This window comes from Sulfitobacter albidus (genome assembly GCF_018200035.1).
GTDB classification, from domain to species: domain Bacteria; phylum Pseudomonadota; class Alphaproteobacteria; order Rhodobacterales; family Rhodobacteraceae; genus Sulfitobacter; species Sulfitobacter albidus.
In genome coordinates, this window is sequence record NZ_CP073581.1 from 1,924,575 (window position 1) to 1,941,376 (window position 16,802).

The window sequence follows — 16,802 nt, forward strand, 5'->3', positions numbered from 1 at the left end:
TTTAGAGAAGCGCTCACGACAGAGTGGCCCGTTCGTCTATCGGTTAGGACGTCAGGTTTTCAACCTGAAAAGAGGGGTTCGATTCCCCTACGGGCTGCCACTTTCCTTTGAAAAAGATGTGATCGCGCCATGACTACTCGGTCGAGTGGTGAGCCCCGGGGACAATCCGGCGGATTCCAGGCTATTCGTTCGGCTTTTTTGCCGCAGCGCAGCGTTTCTTTTGACGGCGTCAGGCAAATGTGGCACAGATGGGGCGCCTTCTGCGGGCGCTACGGGGAAATCGTCGCCCTGACCGTAAGAAACGCTAAATTTTCAAGCATTTGTTTTATAAAGAAAAAGTCGCAAAATACACGCTATGGTGAGGGACACACGAAACAGTGTGTTTCGAAAATTCCCCCTCAAATATGGCAAAAACCTGTTATCTAGAGGGCACGGAAGCGACCCGTCCAGGACACGCGTTTGCCCTGTGCGGATCCGAAGAGCACAAACAGCAACGCTGCCCGCGCGGCAAAGTTGCGAACGACAAGACGATCCGTCGGGGCTGCTGCCACAGCCGCGACATACCAAGGCAAAGCGTTCCGGGATGGCCCGGCACCGACGCGGCGCCGACATGACCCTGGGGGGTTGCGACGATGAAGAAATTTGACACGGAACAGCCAGGGTACGGCCTCGCACGGCTCGCCGCGGCGAGCGGGGATCTGAACGCGCATCTGACGCTCGCCCGCGCCGTTCAACTGCACCCCGCCGCCTGCGCGGAGACACGCGAAGGCCTGTACCGGAGCGTTGGCAAGCGTCTGCTTGAAACTCTGCTCGTGATCCTGAGCCTGCCGTTCTTCCTGCCCGTCGTTGCGGTCTGCGCCCTCGCGCTCTGGATCGAGGGCGGCAACCCCTTCTACCGTCAGACCCGTCTGGGGGAGAACGGGCGCCGGTTTTCGATCCTGAAACTGCGCACGATGACGCGGGACGCCGATCAGGTGCTCGAAAGCTACCTGGCGGCCAACCCGGAAATGCGCGCGGAGTGGGATGACAAGCAAAAGCTGCGTCATGATCCGCGGGTCACCCGGATCGGCGCGCTGTTGCGGGCCACATCCCTTGATGAGCTGCCGCAACTGTGGAACGTGCTGACAGGCGATATGAGCCTGATTGGCCCCCGCCCCATGATGCCCGAGCAACTGCCGATGTACGGCAACCCGAGCCATTATTTTGCCCTGCGTCCGGGTATCACGGGCCTGTGGCAAGTGTCGGCGCGCAACGAAAACGGCTTTGCCTTCCGTAACGAGGTTGACCGCACCTACAACACGACGCTGTCGTTCTGGGGCGATATCGCTCTGATCTTCCGAACCGTGCACGTTATGCTGCGCCGCACGGGCTGCTAGGCCCGCGCTGGAAAAACCACCCCGCACGGCCTATCTTGATGCCATGCACAGACCCCGAAAGCCCGATCCGATGAAGGATACATATCTGACAGACGCGACCGATCGCATGGTGCCCTCTGGCGGCAGCTTCACGCGCCCGCGACGGTTTGCCGTGGCGGAGCCGCTGCCGGATGAGGTCGTGCTGGATCTGGACGCCGTGCAGGTGCCCGCGACGGTCGATGCGCCGCTGGACGCGGCACCGCGCGATCTTTGGCAGCTGCTGCACGCACAGGAGCCGGGCAAGGATCAGCACATCCTGCCCGGCAGCCAGGCCGAGGCGGAGTTTCGTGCAACAGACGTCTCGCGCGCCTTTGACACGTTGCGCACGCGCCTGCGCCAGACGATGCGACAGAACGGGTGGCGCAATATCGGCGTGGCCTCGCCCACGGGCGGCTGCGGCAACACCTTCACCGCCGCCAATCTCGCGGCGAGCCTTGCGCGGGTCCCCTCCTCGCGCACGGTGCTGATGGATCTCAACATGCGCAATCCCGGGCTGGCGCACACGCTCGACATGGATGCGTCCGCCACCGGGGAGCTGCGCGACTTTCTCGCGGGCGATGTCGCGATCAGCGATTATATCCTGCGCGCCTCCGACACGCTTGCCGTGGGCCTCGGACAGGCGCCGCAGTACGATGCGGCAGAGATCCTTCAGGATCCCGCCACCCTCGAAAGCCTCGCGGAGATGCGCGCGGCCCTGCGCCCCGATGCGGTGATTTACGATCTGCCTCCCCTGCTCAGCTACGATGATGCGGCGGCGTTTCTGCCACAGCTTGACGGTGTGCTGCTGGTATCCGACGGCACGCAGACCATGGCGCGCCATATCAAGGAATGTGAACGCGTGCTTGACGGGCAGGTGCCGCTGCTGGGCGTGATCCTGAACCGCGCCCGCGCGTCCAGCATCGAAAGCTACTGATCTGCGACAGCCCGGCGCCTTGGCGCGGCGGGCCGGACGTCATACTATTGCCTAAGTATTGATGTACCCATCCGCCTTGTGATCCGGCAAACGGACATCAGACAGGCAGCAGAGGGAACCCGGCATGGGCCCGATCTATACAGTGCAAGATTTTCTCGACATGACCCGGCGCCGGCTGGGCGTGATCCTGTTTGTGATCCTCGGCGGCTGCATTGCGGCGCTTTACTGGGCGCAAAGCCATGTGCACGTCTACCGCTCGTCCGAGGTCATCCAGATCGAGCAGCCCAAGATCGCGGATGAGCTGGCCCGCTCCACCGTCGATGGCTCCTCCGCCCGCCGCCTGCAGCTGATCGAGCAAAAGCTGATGGCCCGCGCCAGCCTTGAGGACGTGATCGCCAAATACGACCTCTTTGCCAATCTCGACGCGCTCAAACCCAGCGAACGGGTCGATCTGCTGCGCCGGTCGGTGTCGATCACCGGGGTGGCCGCCGCACGCGAAGGGTTCACCGATGACGGCACGATTTCGGTGCTGACCATCACCGCCGACATGGAAGAGGCCCAGCTCGCCCGCGATGTCGCGCATGAATTCGCCGACCGCACCCGCGCCCTCATGGCCGACCAGCGGCGCGAGCAGACCGAGGCGACGCTCGCCTTCTTCAGCCAGCAGGAACAGCAGGTCATCGACGCCCTCGCCGCCCTCGACCGCGAGATCGAAACCTTCCGCAGCGAAAACGACCTGCTGCTCGAAGGGGGCGTCGAATTCCGCCTCGCCGAGATGGCCCAGATCAACGAGAGCATTCTTGAGCTGGATCGCGGCATCATCACCGCGCAGCTGGCGCGCACCCAGATCGACCGCGGCGGGCGCGCCTCCACAGTCGAGCGCGCCGAGCAGGAGATCGACGCCCAGCTCAATTCCCTCACCCAGCAGCGCAGCCTGCTTGTCGCCCGCCGGGACGAGCTGCGCGACAGCGTGCAAAGCTCCCCCGAGACGCAGCGCGCGCTGGCCGCGTTCGAGCGGCGGCGCGAGCAGTTGCAGGCCCAGCTGGAGGTCGTCGCCACGCGCCGCAACGAGGCGCAGGTCGGCTTCAACCTCGAGACCGGCGATCAGGGCGAGCGTCTGACCACCATCGAAGAGGCGCAGGTTCCCGACTATCCCATCACCATGAGCAAGAAGCGCCGTGCGATCATGGGCGGCGTGGCCGCTACGATATTCGCCTTTGTCGTGGCGTTCCTGCTGGAATTGCGCCGCCCCGTCATCCGCTCTGCCCGGCAGATGCAGCGCGAGGTCGGCATCATGCCCGTCGTCTCTGTCCCGACGCTTGAGCCGAAATTCCAAAGCTCGAAATGGCGGATGCAGCGCGAAAAGCGGCGTCTGGCCGGCAAGGCGGGCCGCGCCGCACGGCTCGCCCGGCAAAGCTAGCCCGCCAGCGCGCGCACCGCGTCGAGGTTGATCCAAACAGCAGCGGCGGCGAGCGCACCGCTTACGACAGCGACCGCCAGATCGTGCCGCGCGTCCCACACATCGTGGTGCCGCGCGAGCCAGATCACCGCGCCATGGGTCAGCAACTGCGCCAGCCCCATGCCGATGATCGCCCCCGCCAGACCAAACAGGCTCACCCCCGCGATAAGAAGGCCCACCTGCAACACCGCGCGCACCGCCGTCAGCACAAAGAACCGCCGCGAATCCCCCGCCGCCAGCGCCGCCTGATCGTAGGTCAGCCCGATCACCTGCGGCACCAGCGCCACCGCCAGCAGCGTCACGATCCCCCCGCCAGCGCATAGCGCGGATCATAGAGCACACCCACCAGCCACGGCCCCACCGCCGCCATCACCAGCAACAGCCCCAATATCCCCGCGCTGAGCGCGTAGCGCAGGCGCGCGATCTTGGCCGTTCTGTGTTTTGCGTCGCGGTAGACCGGGATCATCAGCTTGCCCGTCACCGCCGTGCCCAGCAGCATCGGAAAGCTCGCCAGAAAATAGCCGATGTTGTAGATGCCCAGGGTCTCAAGGCTCAGGAATTTGCCCAATACCGCCTTGTCGCCCTGGCTTGCGAAAAACCAGAACACCGTGCTGAGGAAAATCCACTTGCCAAAGCCAATCAATTCGCGCGCCGCCGCCCCTTCCCAGCGGAACCGGTTGCCCGCACCGGGCAGGTAGATCCACGTCAGCGCCAGCTTTGCCAGCGCGCCGATCACCCCGCCCACGACCAGGGCCGCCACCGATTGCCAGATCCACGCCAGCACGATCATCACCACGATCCCGATCGCCTGCGAGGTCAGATCCAGCACCGTCAGCCGCCCCACCAGCAGATGCCGGTGCGCCGTCTCGATCCGCGTGGGGTTGAACCCCGCGACCAACAGGCTCAGCGCCGCGATGGGCAGATAGAGCGCCAGATCCGGCGCGTCGTAGAACCACGCCGCAGGCCCCGCCAGCGCCGCCGCAATGCCAAACAGGATCACCCCCGGATCACCTGAATGCTCCACGCGGTGTTCAGAAAATCCGGGTCATCGCCGCGCTTGCTTTGCGCGATGGAGGGCGCGATGCCCACGTCCGAGAACAGCATCAACCCCACCGTCACAAGGCTGATCAGCGCCATCAGGCCGAACGCTTCGGGGAACAACAGCCGCGTCAGGATCAGGTTGCTCGCCAGTCGCAAGCCCTGGCTGCCGCCATAGCCCAGCACGATCCACGCGCCCGACCGCATCACCCGCGCCATCAGACGCCCACCGCGCAACTGCTGCAAAAGACCACCCATTTGCCGCAATATCCTCCGGTTTCGGCGCTAGCGCATTGGTAGCGGGCCGCGTGCCCTTGCGCCAGTGCGCAGCGGCGGCGTAGCGTCCGCGTGACAACAAGGACACGGCCCATGCAGATCGCCTATATCCTCAACAGCTATCCCCAGCCCTCGCATAGTTTCATCCGCCGTGAAATCCGCGCGCTAGAGGCCGCAGGCCACGGTGTCACCCGCATCGCCATGCGCCCCGGCGATACCCCGCTGGTCGACACGCAGGATGTCGAGGAAGCCGCCGCCACATCCTACGTACTGCGCGCGGGGGCGTGGGCTTTGCTGATCTCCCTGGTGCAGGTCGTGGCCGCCGGGCCGGGGCGCTTTCTCGCGGCGCTCAGGCTCGCGATCACCTGCGGGCGGCGCTCAGAGGTGGGCACGCTCAAACACCTGATCTATCTGGTCGAGGCGGTCCATGTGGCCAAGCTTTGCCGGGCAGCGGGCGCCACCCATGCCCACGCGCATTTCGGCACCAACGCCGCTGCCGTCGCGATGCTCTGCGAGGCACTCAGCGGTCCGGCCTATAGCTTTACCGTGCACGGGCCAGAGGAATACGACGCCCCGCGCGCCCTGTCGCTGGGCACCAAGGTCGCGCGGTCGAAATTCACCGTGGCGATCACCAGCTACGGGCGCAGCCAGCTGGCCCGCTGGGCCGGCCCCGATCATTGGCACCGGATCAAGGTCGTGCATTGCGGCGTCGACCGCGCCCGTTTTCCCGACCCGCTGCCGCTGCCGGACGGCCCGCCGCGCTTTGTCGCCATCGGACGGTTTGTGGAGCAGAAGGGCCAGCTCATGGCGCTCGACGCGCTGGCGGGTCTGGTCAAAACCCATCCGCAGGCGCATCTGACGCTGATCGGGGACGGCGAGATGCGCGGCGAGATCGAGGCGCGCATCGCCGATCTTGAACTGCACACAAACGTCACCCTCACCGGCTGGGTCGACGAGGCGCGCATCCTGCAAGAATTGCAATCCGCCCACGCCCTGCTGATGCCCAGCTTTGCCGAAGGGCTGCCCATGGTGATCATGGAGGCGATGGCCGCCGGCCGCCTTGTCATCGCGACCTATATCGCGGGCATCCCCGAACTGGTGCAGGAGGGCGAGACCGGCCTGCTGGTGCCCGCAGGCGACGCCGCCGCGCTCACACACGCGATGCAGCGGCTCGCCGATCTTCCCGCAGACACAAGCGCGCGGATGGCGGCCAAGGCCCGCACCCGCGTGCTCGCCCGTCACGACGCCGCGACAGAGGCGGCGAAATTGGCCGATCTCATCGCGCGCTAGCGGCCCCGGGCCCAGCGTTCCTCGCCCCGGCGGGGGAGTTTCGTACCAACCACCACAGCCGCCACGGCGGCAAAACCCAAAGGATCCCGCAGCGCCCGGCGCCACATCGGCGGCGCGCCCTCGGGCGCGGGGTCGTGATTGTCCCACAGCTGCGGATAAAGCGCGCGGACCTCATCCACCCCGATGTTCTGCCGCCTGCGCACCCGGATCAACGGGCCAAACCCTTCGATCATCGGCCAATCGTAGGTGGCAGGCACGCGCACGCGCTCCTCAGGCGCGAAACTCAGCCGGACAAAGGTATCGTCAGAGATGATGTCGGGGAAGTCTCCCCACCGCGCCCGTCCCGCCGTATTCACCGCAAAGACGCCGAACCCCGGCACGCCATGGGTGCAAAACGGTAGTGTCGACCAGAACCGCGCGTAGGCGCGGCTGAACGCGCTGGTCTGCGCGGTCACGCGCGGCGCGCCGCTGGCGTAGCGCGGCTCTGCCCCATCAAGCGCCCCTGCGATCTGCGCCATCAATGGGGGCGAGACGACCACATCCGCGTCCACATAGGCGCGCGCGCCGTGCGTCGCCGCCGCGTCGCCCGCGTTGAGCGCGCCCAGCTTGCTACCCTCCGCCAGATCCAGCACCCTCAGCGGCCAGCCCTTCGCGTCAAAGCGCGCGGCAAACCCTTCCGCCACCGCCACCGTCGCGTCGGTGCAGCCGTTGGCCATCACGATCACCTCGACCGCGCCGCCCGTGGCATCGCTGCCCAGCAGCGCCTCAAGGCACGGCTCGATATAGCCGACCTCGTTATGGGCCGGGATCAGGATGCTCAGATCGACGCTCACCGTGCGGCCACCAGCGCGTTCCAGCGGGGGTTTGCATCGTCAAGGTGGCGCAGCGCGCCCCAGCTGCCCCATTTTGTCGGCGCGTAGATGTCGGCATAGGCGGTGAACAACCCGCCCCCCGCCGCGCGCCAGCCCGCGATCAGCTGCGCATAAAGCGCGCCCATCTCGGCGCTATAGTTGAAATCTTGGAAAAACGCCGTCAGCCGCTCGTCATTCACTTGCGGCCCGATGCCGACCACATGGCTGCCGCCCTCGTACATGATCAGATCAAGGCCTGCGTCCCGCGCCACGCGGGCGTGGTAGGGGAACACCCGCTGCGCCAGATCGGCCACGGTGTCCTGCGCGTTGCCGCTGACCGACCCATCGGCCAGCTCCTGCCCCGCGACGGCGTTGGCATAGACGTGCCGCGCGGCGTCCATCGCCTCCTGCCGCGCCTGCCCGGTCAGCCCCTGCGCCGCCGCCACTTCCGCCGCTTGGGCAAGGCTTTCGCCAAGCCAGCCGTGCACCTCATCGCGGCGCTCCTGCAAGCCCAGCACGCCGCCGAAATAGCCGGTGATGGCGTAGGCATCGAACGCCTCTTTCGGCGCGGGCGTGCCGTCGGCCACGACCAGGGGCGCGTTCAGGATGTTCTCCTCCAGACCCAGCCAGCCCGTCTGGGTCGAGATCACATTGACCAAGCGCTGCGGCGCATCCGCGAAGACCTGCGTCCAGATGCGCGCCACTTCGGCCGCGCGGCGGGCGTAGAACTGCGTGCCGACGTCGTTCTGCCCCCACAGCGCGCGCGCCTGCGCGTCGGCCCATTTGGTCTGCTCGAACTGGAAATTCCACACCTCGTTGGAATACTCCACATAGGCGCGCCGCCCCTCGGGCAGCGTATCGCGCACGGCCTGCGCAAAGGCACGCACGTAGCCGTCATCGGCAAGATGCGGCATGTTGAACCACGCGTCCGCCCCCACCGTGCCCGCCAGCGCCAGCATCACCTCCAGCGGCACGCCGTGATGCGCCCAGCTGGCGTCACTCAGCTTGGGCCGATCCGCCCAGGCCGACTGTTGGGAGTTGTTCGTCTCCATCCAATCCATGAACCGCAGGTTGTCAAATCCTTCCAGCCTGCGCAGGAAAGCCGGGTTGAACACGGCGCCGCGCGCCCAGAGGTCCAGATGTTCCTCGCGCACGACAGTGATGCGCCGCACCGGATCGCTGGCCGACGTGCGCTGAATGCGGATCTCCACCGTGCCGGGACCGGGTGTGAAGTCAAACCGGACCTCGCCGGGGGCGTAGCGCACGTTGGCCACGCGGCCCTTCGGCTCCACCACGCCGCGCCCCTTGTAGCGCAGCACGTAGCGCCCGGCGAGCGATTGCGCGGCCTCCGGCAGATCGGTGAGGATCAGCGTCCCGACAGAGCCCGCGTTGCGCGGCAGCGACGTGACCCAGCCCTCGGCATCGATATGGCCCTGCGCCACCAGTTCGTCGTATTCGATCCCGCCGAACTGCCCCGCGAGATGCCCGATCCAGGGGCGCGCGGTTTTCATGACGTCGAGGAACGGCTGCTGCGTGCTCCAATCCGTGACCGGGGCGAGGCCCAGCCCCATGCGCCCCGGCGCGGGCGCGGGCGTGTCGAGCGCGGCAGGCTCCGGCGGCGCCAGCGTGCTTTGCGCAACGGGCGGCGCGCGTGGCGCGGCCTCCGCCGCCGCAGGCGCGGGCGCGGGGGAGACCGCCTGCCCCCGATAGTCCGCTACAGCACGGGCCGCGATGCGCTGCAACGCTGCCGCCTGCGCCGCATCGGCGGCCTCGACCGTGCTGCCAAAGCGGTCCTTGACCACATGCGGCAACCCCTGCGGGTCGCTGCCCGTCAGCGCTGCGAATTGCACCATCGAGACAAAGTAATGCCCGACCGTCGCAAGGTGGATGTCGTCGTCGAACACCTGCGATATATCGTCCAGCCCCGGCACGTCGCCCGCCGCGATCGCATCACTCAAAGCGCCCAGCGCCTGCCCCGCTGGGATCAGCTGCACCTGCGTGGCATCGCGCCCGGCCCGCAGGGCGTCAACGATGCCCTCCCAATCGGCCAGATCCTCCTGCAACCGCACGCGCCACGGGGTTGCGGCGCCCTCGTCGTAGGGCACCTCGACGCCCGTGCCGCTGTTGAGGCTGTGCCAGCCCTCCTGCACCCAGACCCACGCGTCAGGGTTGCTCCCCCACGCCAGCCCCGCAAAGGCCTGCGCGTAAACGCCCGTCTCGCTCCAGCGCAGGTGATTGGCGAGCGGAATGGCCTCGGTCAGGATCAGATCGGTCGCACCCGCCTGCGGCAACACCCGCCGCGCGTCGATGCCCTGCGCGGTCTGCGACTGGTCCCAATTGTACTTGAGCGGCGCGCCATTGATGATCTGCGCCTGTACGCGCGCCTCACCCGCGCGCGCTGACAGCGCCGCGTCCAGCATATCCGGCCCCGTGGTGCCGAACAGGCTGTGGCCCACCATGATCACGGAAAAGACGGTCGAGGCCAGATCGCTCATGCTGCAATCCCGGTCTGTGGCAGGGCACGTACGGTGTCCCAAACGGTTTGCTGCATCATCAGCGCCAGTTCCGCGTCGGGCGGGTCCGCCGCCGTGCCGTCAGCGCGATTGAGCGCGGGGGGCAGACCCACCGGGCTGCGCTGATAAAGCACCGCAAAATGCACCAGCGCGATCAGATAGTTTCCCAGATCGCCGAGGTGGATCGTATCCACCGTCCCTTCGGGCGTGCGCGCAAACAGGGGCGCGGGATCCTCCATGCGCGCGGCCACGCTGGCCAGGCATTGGCCACCGGGGATCACGTGCATCGCCTCCCCGCTGCGCGCCACGGCGGGCAACAGCACGCGGTCCAGCCAAAGTGTCTGATAATCCGCCGCGATCCGCGCCGCCCACCCCTGGGGGTCGTCCGTATGGTGCCACGTCTCGTAAAGGTACAGCCGCACATCGCCGCGCGCCGCGCGCGCCAGCTGCGCCCAGCGCGCGAGCGTCGCGGCGCTGTCGTGATAGCGGATGGCATCGCGCAGCTCGACCATCTCGGTAAACACGACCGCCTCGAACGCGCCGTCCGCAAGCGTCTCCCGCGCGGGGGCAAATCGGTCGTGATCGTTTTCCTCGGCAAAGCCGTTGACGGGGATATCGGGGTCGTAATGGTCGCGCAGGCTCGCCCCCCAGCCCAGCTGACTGGCATAGCTGTGGCCCGCCGGGGCCAGCTGCGCCAGCATCGCGGGCATGTCGCGCCCGACCAGCGAATGCCCCAGATGGTAGACCGACAGCGCGCCCGTCGGTGGGCGTACGGGTGCCGCCACCAGATCCGCCGCGCGGCGCAGCTGCCACGCGCGCCAGCCACCCCCAGCGGCCAGCGCCGCGCCAAGGGCCACCGCCGCCCCCGCGCCAATCCGCAAAAGCTGCCGTCTGCCGATTGTCCGCTGTGCCACGCGCGTCACTCCCGATTGCCACGGGCCGCATCGTGCCCGATCGTCACCGCAGTCACAAGCACACCGGCGGCGTGGACGTAGCGGCCGGCAAGGGTCTGACCGCGCGCGAACGGCCCCTGCGGCGCGGTAAATCGCGCCGTGAAACGCGCGGTGTCACGGTCGATGTGCAGCGTCATCCCGTCGAACCCGAACAGCGATTGGCTGAGGGGGTATTGCGCCTTATAGGCCGCTTCCTTGGCGGAAAAGATCAGCCGCGCCATCAGGCCCCGCTCGGCTTCGGGCTGGTCTTGCAGCCACGTGCGTTCCGGCGGCGTCGTGACCTCGGCAATAAGTTCGCGCGGCAAGGGCGCGGCGGGTTCAAGATCGATGCCGATCCCCGCAAGCGTTGTCGACAGCGCCACAGCGGCAATGCACATGCCGTCCGCATGGGTGATCGAGCCGACAAGGCCCTCCGGCCAGACCGGCGCCCGATCGTTCGCCATCGGCACAGGCTGCGGTGTCACCCCCAGATGCACCATCGCCCGGCGCGCGGCGTCGCGACCACTGTGAAACTCCGCGCGCCGCTGCGGGATTGCGCGTTGCACCGCCGACGCCTCCACTTCGGGCGGATCCCCCTTGGGGGGCGCAACGATCTGTGCGGCCACCGCAACCCCCTGCGGCAAAAGCGACGCTGTGAGGGCTGCCACCAGATCGCTGTCCGTGATCACGGTTACGCCTTGGTACGCCCGGCCCGCATCGCGCGCCGCTTTGACATGGTTTCCGCCCGCGCGGGAGCGTTTTCAGCCGCTGCAGGTGCCTCGACCGCCGCCGTCTGCTGCCCGCCGTCCAGATGCGCGGCAAGACCTTCGAGCGTGGGAAAGCGGAAGATGTCCGTGATCGACAGCCGGGCCGCGCCCAGCGCCGCCTTGATGTCGCGATGCGCCTGCACCGCCAGCAATGAATGGCCGCCCAGCGCAAAGAAGTTGTCCGACGGGCGCACCTGCGCCACGCCCAAAAGCCCCTGCCAGACCGCCGCAATCGCCGCCTGCGTATCGCTGACGGGGGCGGCAGCGGTCACCGCCTCGACCGTGGGAGCCGCGGGCGCGGGCAAGGCCTTGCGGTCGATTTTCTTGTTCGGCGTCAGTGGCATACGCTCAATCGCCACGATGCGCGTGGGCACCATGATATCGGGCAGCCGCGCGGAAAGCGCCGCGCGCAGGCTTGCCTCATCGCCGGGCGTTCCGGTGACATAGCCTACCAGCTGCGCGCCCCCGGCGCCTTCGCGGGCGACCACGACGCTGGCACTGACACCGGGCTGCGCGCTCAGCGCCGCCTCGATCTCGCCCAGTTCGATCCGGTGACCGCGGATCTTTACCTGATCGTCGGCACGCCCCATGAAACTGAGCGTGCCATCGGCGCGCCACGCCGCCAGATCGCCGGTGCGGTACATCTTCCCCGCCCCGAACGGATTGGCGACAAACCGCTCCGCCGTCAACGCCTCGCGGTTCCAATAGCCATGGGTGACGCCATCGCCCGCGATGAACAGCTCACCGGCGACGCCGATGGGCTGGGGCCGGCCCGCCTCATCCAGCACGTGCAGCTGCGTGTTGGCGATGGGGGTGCCCACGGCGGCCACCGGCTCCGCCTGCGTGACCATCTGCGTGCTCGACCAGATCGTCGTCTCGGTCGGCCCGTACATGTTTTGCACCGTGCCGCCACAGGCGCGCATCAGCTGATCGGCCAGCGCACCGGGCAGCGCCTCGCCGCCCACCATCAGCGCGCGCAGGCCGCCCAGCGCCGCGCGCGTCTCGTCGTTGGTCACCAGCATCTGCGCCATCGAGGGCGTGCATTGCAGGTGGCTCACCCGGTGGCGCATCAGCTGTGCCGCCAGCGAATAATCATCTGCCTCCAGCGTGCTGCCCGCGTTCGAGCGCTCCAGCACCTCGGCCAGCGGCTTCAGCCCCGCCAGCACCTGAGGCACCGCGATACCGTAGTCGATGAGGCAGGCGATTTCATCCACGCCGATGCGCTTGAGATCCTCGGCGCGCGCCAGCCCATCCTCGACCGTGCCGAACATGCCGCTGTCGTTGAAATAGCGCTGGAAGGCAAACTCCAGGATCGCTTCCATCTCCTCCTCGCCCAGACCACCCAGATCGACGTCGAACGGGTTGGTCGCCCCTTCGGGTTTCTTGAACGCAGGAAACGCCCAGGCGTATTGCTTGATCAGCCCGGCGGCGGAGCGCAGATAGTCCTTCATCGGTTCGCGCGCGATCTCTTCGGCGCGCGCGCGGCTCTCATCCAGATAGGTGTGCAGCATGACCGTGACGGTGAAATCTGCCGGGTCATGCCCCGCCTCGCGCAGCGCCGCGTGATAGAGTTTGATCTTCTCGCCCACCTCGTCAATCGATTGGCCCAGCAGGTGGGTCAGCACATTGGCGCCGATGCTGCCCGCCTCTTTCCACGTGGCCGGGTTGCCCGCCGTCGTCACCCAGACGGGCAGTTCTTTCGACACCGGGCGCGGCTGCGTGACCACGGCAAAGGGGGTGCCGTCCTTGGTGGGGAATTCCACCGCCTCGCCGCGCCAGAGCTTGCGCAGCTGCTCGATGGCGGCGAACATCGCGGGCTTGTTGTCGGGGGGCGTGTTTTCGGGGCGCAGCACAAAGTCATCCGGCTGCCAGCCAGAGGCGATGGCAAGCCCCGCGCGCCCGTTCGTGAGATTGTCGATCACCGCCCATTCCTCGGCGATGCGCGCAGGGTGGTGAAGCGGTGCGACGCAACTGCCTGCCCGCACGCTAAGGTTTTTCGTCACCGCCGCCACGGCAGCGCCCGTGACGGACGGGTTGGGATAAGGACCGCCAAAGGCATGAAAATGACGCTCCGGCGTCCACACGGCGTTGAACCCGTGGGCATCGGCGAATTTCGCGCCTTCCAGCAGCAGCTCGTATTTCGCGGGGCCGACGCCGTCGTCATTGCCCCAGTAGAACAGGTTGAAATCGATTTTCCGGTCGCTGACGGCGATGGGGCCGCGGCTCAGCTCCGTGCGGCTGTCGTCGCCCGCCAGCACCAGTTTGAACCCGCGCGCCAGTGTCCAGAACAGCTCCAACACCGAGATGTCAAAGCTGAGCGAGGTCACGGCCAGCCAGGCATCGCCCTCGGCATATTCAATCCGCTGGTCCATCCCGGCAAAGAAATTCGCCACATTCCCGTGGCCCACCATCACCCCTTTGGGCGTGCCGGTAGAGCCGGAGGTATAAATCAGATAGGCCAGCGTGTCGCCCGTGGCCCCCGCCTGCGGGTTCGTGTCATCGTCGCTCAGCGCATCGCTGTCGAGGCGCAGCATCGCCGCCTCGCCCTTGGGCAGCGCTTGCGCCAGCGCGCTTTGCGTCACGATCAGACGCGCGCCGCTGTCGGCGATGTAATGCGCAATGCGCTCCGCCGGGTATGCGGGATCAAGCGGCACATACGCGCCACCCGCCTTGAGGATGCCCAGCGCGCCGATCAGCAGATCCGGCCCCCGCGCCACGGCCAGCCCCACCGGCGCGCCCACCTCGACACCCTGCGCAATCAGCCTATGCGCCACCCGGTTCGCGGCGGCGTTCAGCGCGGCGTAGGTCAGGGTCTGATCCTCGAACACCAACGCCGTCGCGTCGGGCGTGCGCGCCACCTGCGCTTCAAAGGCAATATGGATCGGCGTGGGGTCATAGGCGGTCTCGGTCGCGTTCCACTCGGCCACGCGCGCGGTCTCTGCCGCTGGCAGGCCAGCACCGCCCCCAGCAGATGCGCCAGACGCGCGGCGAGGAGGTCCATCGCCTGCGCCGACAGCGCGCCGGTGTCGCCGTGCAGGGTGATCGACTCCGCCCCAAAACTTGCGGTCAGGGCAAAGCCCTCCACCGGACCGTCGGCCAAAATCAGATCGGGACGCGCCTGTGTAATCGCCGGATCGCGCAGCGGCAGGTCGCGGGCAAAGCCCCCCGTCGCCGCAATCCGCGCGGCCTGCGCCGCCAGATCGCCGTCACAGCGCAGCGGCACCCAAGCGGCGGCAAAGCGCGGCTCAGCCGGCGCAATCGCCTGCGCGATATCCACCGACCTGTCCCCCGCGCTCAGCTGCGCCAGCGCGCACAGCGCGACCGTGGCGTCACCACCCGCCAGCGGCACGCGGCGTTTCTCATAGCGTCCCACCGGCGCGCCCTGCACCAGCGGCAGCGCCAGCGGCGCCATGCGCGTGAGCCGCGCGCGCCAATAGGCCTCATCGCGCAGCAGCGCGGTTGCCGCATCGTCCAGCCCCGCCGCCGTATCCAGAACGCTCCCCGCGCCGGGCAGCGGCCCCACGGCCAGCGCCCGCAGGCCCGTCAGCCGCACCGCGCCGCCCGCGCAGGCCACGGTCAGCGTGTCATCTCCGACCGCCAGAACCGTGCCGGGAGCGCCCTGCCCCTCGGCCACTTCGGCGGCGCCCACGGCAAACACCGCATCGCCCGCGGCAATCTTGGCCAGCCCCAGCGGGTTCCAGTAGTCGCCAAAATCCAGCCCCCGCAGCAGCGCGTCGATCTGCGCCGCCGTCCGGGTGAAATCGATCAGCCCCAGCGCCACGGGGCGATCATCGCGCGCGAAATAGCTGCGCTGGCTCAGATCCTGCGCTGTGCGCTCCGGCGCGCCGCTTTCCAGCTGCGTCAGCACCCGGCCAAAGCTCTCCATGCCTGCCGCATAGCATTTGGAATTCAGCGTGAACGCCGTCTCCCCCTCGGCTATCTCGACGCCTTCCTGCGCCAGCAGATCGCCCTCGTCCACGCCGCCCTCGATCATGTGCCAGCTGACGCCGTGCTCCGCCTCGCCGTTGATGATCGCCCAGGCAGGCGTGTTCAGCCCCGCGTAGCGCGGCAGCGGGCCATCGTGGAAATTGATCGCACCCTTGCCGGGCAACGCCAAAGCGGCGTCGGGAATGATGCGCAGATTGGCGATGCTCAGCAGCCAGTCGCAGGCGGGGGCGGCCGCGACCAGAGCGGCAAAATCCCCGTGCACGGCCAGATCCTGCGCCTGCGCCCAGGCCCGCACATCCGCGTCGCGCGTGACCACGGCAGCGACCCGGTGGCCCCCCGACAGGACACGGTCGCCACAGGCGATGGTCAGGCTTTCGTCGCCCGCGATGATGCAGGAAAAGGCGTTGGGATTGAAAGTGGCGGTCATGGGCGGGTCTCCGACTTGGGGCGGTAGGCGGTCGCGGCGTGGGCAATCAGATCGCGCAGGAAATGCGCGGGATCCTGCGGGCGCGCGCCGGGCAGCGCACAGCGCGCGCGGTGGATCACCCCGCCCGCCAGATGGGCCAACAGGGCACAGGCCGCATAGGCGCGCCCGTGGTTCTTGATGAAATAGTGGCGGCGCGAATCGTACCAGTAGCGCGGCATGCGGGCCGCGGTTTTCATGCCGGTCGAGCCGGATCCGATGTGCACCACGCGGCTTTGCACCACGTACCAGCAGCTCCACCCTGCGCGCGCCGCGCGCAGGCACAGATCGGTTTCCTCGAAATAGAGGAAAAAGCGCTCGTCAAACCCGCCGATGGCGTCGATCATCGCGCGGCGGATCATCATGCTGGCGCCGGCACTCCAATCGACCGCACGGGTGGTGTCGAGATCCAGCAGCGGCACCCGCGCGTGTGCCAGCGCGCGCGAGATCACGCCAAGCCGCGCGGCGCCCTCGAATTCACCGGCGATCGAGGGGAAACGGAACGCGGTGGTGTGCGGGGCGTCGTCCTCCCCCCGGATGTGCGAGCAGGCAAATCCGGCGTCCGGGTGCGCCTCAAGATGGTCGCGCAGCGCCGCGATGCTGCCGGGATCGGGAAACGCGTCGGAATTGAGCAAATAGAGATAGTCCGGCGCGCTGCCATCGCTCATCCCCGCCCGCATCCCGATGTTGTTGCCCGCGCCAAAGCCCCCGTTCACCGGCGAGGCGATCACCCGCACGCGGCCACCCGCGTCCCAGCCGCGCGCGCTCACCGCCTCACGGAAGATTTCGGGCGAGCCGTCCCCCGAGGCATTGTCGACGATCACCAGCTCCCCCCCGATGGAGGCAAGATCGGCCAACGCTGCCTCCGCCGCGCGCAGCGTCATGTGGGGCGTGCGGTAGTTCAACAGCACGCACAGGACTTTTGCGGATGCCATGG

Annotated in this window: 11 protein-coding genes, 1 tRNA gene and 1 pseudogene; 5 read left to right on the forward strand and 8 right to left on the reverse strand. The window is 67.7% G+C overall.

Annotation, left to right across the window (positions count from 1 at the left end):
- The first annotated feature begins 25 nt into the window (after positions 1-25).
- The 4 genes from KDD17_RS09275 to KDD17_RS09290 all read left to right on the forward strand — a co-directional run bounded on the left by KDD17_RS09275 (position 26) and on the right by KDD17_RS09290 (position 3,748).
- A tRNA-Glu gene (locus tag KDD17_RS09275) sits at positions 26-100 on the forward strand.
- Positions 101-632: 532 nt separating this feature from the next.
- A complete protein-coding gene (locus KDD17_RS09280) occupies positions 633-1,376 on the forward strand; it encodes a sugar transferase (protein WP_212703419.1) in 744 nt (247 codons plus the stop codon).
- Between the two features lie 70 nt (positions 1,377-1,446).
- Positions 1,447-2,328 (forward strand): CpsD/CapB family tyrosine-protein kinase, encoded by an 882-nt coding sequence (locus KDD17_RS09285; protein WP_212703420.1) that lies wholly within the window; start codon positions 1,447-1,449, stop codon positions 2,326-2,328.
- A gap of 124 nt (positions 2,329-2,452) precedes the next feature.
- Positions 2,453-3,748, forward strand: a complete 1,296-nt coding sequence (locus KDD17_RS09290; protein ID WP_212703421.1) for a GumC domain-containing protein — start codon at positions 2,453-2,455, stop codon at positions 3,746-3,748.
- Here the strand turns inward: KDD17_RS09290 and KDD17_RS09295 are convergent.
- Positions 3,745-5,083 (reverse strand): annotated as a pseudogene (locus tag KDD17_RS09295) (oligosaccharide flippase family protein). The gene KDD17_RS09290 and the pseudogene KDD17_RS09295 sit on opposite strands and share 4 nt — an antisense overlap.
- Positions 5,084-5,194: 111 nt before the next feature.
- On the opposite strand from KDD17_RS09295, the gene KDD17_RS09300 reads away from it, so the two are divergent.
- Positions 5,195-6,391 carry a glycosyltransferase family 4 protein gene (locus tag KDD17_RS09300; RefSeq protein ID WP_212703422.1) on the forward strand — a complete coding sequence of 399 codons (1,197 nt, stop codon included), beginning with the start codon at positions 5,195-5,197 and terminating at the stop codon, positions 6,389-6,391.
- Here the strand turns inward: KDD17_RS09300 and KDD17_RS09305 are convergent.
- From KDD17_RS09305 to KDD17_RS09330, 7 genes are read right to left on the reverse strand one after another with little or no spacing between them, the layout of a single operon-like run.
- Positions 6,388-7,224 (reverse strand): glycosyltransferase family 2 protein, encoded by an 837-nt coding sequence (locus KDD17_RS09305; RefSeq protein WP_212703423.1) that lies wholly within the window; start codon positions 7,222-7,224, stop codon positions 6,388-6,390. The genes KDD17_RS09300 and KDD17_RS09305 overlap by 4 nt on opposite strands.
- Complete coding sequence (locus tag KDD17_RS09310; protein ID WP_212703424.1) at positions 7,221-9,737, reverse strand: hypothetical protein; 2,517 nt, start codon at positions 9,735-9,737, stop codon at positions 7,221-7,223. The genes KDD17_RS09305 and KDD17_RS09310 overlap by 4 nt, the downstream gene beginning before the upstream one ends.
- Complete coding sequence (locus KDD17_RS09315; RefSeq protein ID WP_254796760.1) at positions 9,734-10,669, reverse strand: hypothetical protein; 936 nt, start codon at positions 10,667-10,669, stop codon at positions 9,734-9,736. The genes KDD17_RS09310 and KDD17_RS09315 overlap by 4 nt, the downstream gene beginning before the upstream one ends.
- Positions 10,670-10,674: 5 nt before the next feature.
- Complete coding sequence (locus KDD17_RS09320; RefSeq protein ID WP_212703425.1) at positions 10,675-11,376, reverse strand: 4'-phosphopantetheinyl transferase family protein; 702 nt, start codon at positions 11,374-11,376, stop codon at positions 10,675-10,677.
- A gap of 2 nt (positions 11,377-11,378) precedes the next feature.
- Positions 11,379-14,312, reverse strand: a complete 2,934-nt coding sequence (locus tag KDD17_RS09325) for a MupA/Atu3671 family FMN-dependent luciferase-like monooxygenase (protein ID WP_431358152.1) — start codon at positions 14,310-14,312, stop codon at positions 11,379-11,381.
- Positions 14,261-15,829, reverse strand: coding sequence for a formyltransferase family protein (locus tag KDD17_RS19250; protein ID WP_431358117.1), 1,569 nt, complete (start codon positions 15,827-15,829; stop codon positions 14,261-14,263). Before KDD17_RS19250 ends, KDD17_RS09325 begins: the two co-directional genes overlap by 52 nt.
- Positions 15,826-16,800 carry a glycosyltransferase family 2 protein gene (locus KDD17_RS09330; RefSeq protein WP_212703426.1) on the reverse strand — a complete coding sequence of 325 codons (975 nt, stop codon included), beginning with the start codon at positions 16,798-16,800 and terminating at the stop codon, positions 15,826-15,828. The genes KDD17_RS19250 and KDD17_RS09330 overlap by 4 nt, the downstream gene beginning before the upstream one ends.
- Between the last annotated feature and the right edge of the window lie 2 nt (positions 16,801-16,802).